Source organism: Thermoplasmatales archaeon (assembly GCA_014361195.1).
GTDB lineage: Archaea > Thermoplasmatota > E2 > UBA202 > JdFR-43 > JACIWB01.
Window position 1 is genome coordinate 1 of sequence record JACIWA010000030.1, and the last position, 729, is coordinate 729.

The window sequence follows — 729 nt, forward strand, 5'->3', positions numbered from 1 at the left end:
AAGAGCCGCTCCTTCCTGCCGGCGCGCCGCGGCCGGAGGGTGCCGACGCGGACATCCTGGAGAGGGTTATGCTCGAGGACATCCCCGTTGAAGAGAAACTGGCCATCCTGGAAGGTCATGCCGAGATAGAGGAGCTCATCTCGCTCGTATCGGAACCTGAGGCCTCCTCCACGGAGACCTTCTTCGATATAGGAGAGAAAGAGGAAGCGCCCGCCGCCGCTGCAGGCGGCGAGGTGGAAGACGACCTGCTCAAGGAGATAGAGGAGCTGGAGAGGGAGATACTCGAGGCGCAGGCCACCGCCGCGGCGGGAGCGCCGGGCATCGAGGAGGAACTGGAGGCCCTGGAGAGGGAGCTGCTCGCAGGAGGGGGCGAAACGGGCACCGGCGAGCCTCCCGCCGGGGTCGTAAGGGAGGTGGAGACGCCGCCCGCCGCGGGGGAGACCCTCGAAACCGCGCCTCCGCCGCAGGAAGCCCCCTTCACGGCCATGCCGGAAGCGATGACGCCGCCCGTGGCGGAGATGCCGCCCCCCGCGGTGGCACCGGTGGTGGAGCCGGCGGCGGAAGCTGCCGAGGTCCCTCCCGTCTTGGAGGCGCCGCAGCCCCTCGACCTCCTGGAGAAGCTGGTGGAGACGCCGCCCGCCGCGGGGGAGACCCTCGAAACCGCGCCTCCGCCGCAGGAAGCCCCCTTCACGGCCATGCCGGAAGCGATGACGCCGCCCGTGGCGGAGA

1 protein-coding gene is annotated in these 729 nt (G+C 70.4%); it reads left to right on the forward strand.

What is annotated here, in order from left to right; translation table 11 throughout:
• Window positions 1-68 precede the first annotated feature (68 nt).
• Window positions 69-729: hypothetical protein (locus tag H5T44_06440; GenBank protein ID MBC7081857.1), on the forward strand; the 661-nt coding region annotated here is incomplete at its 3' end.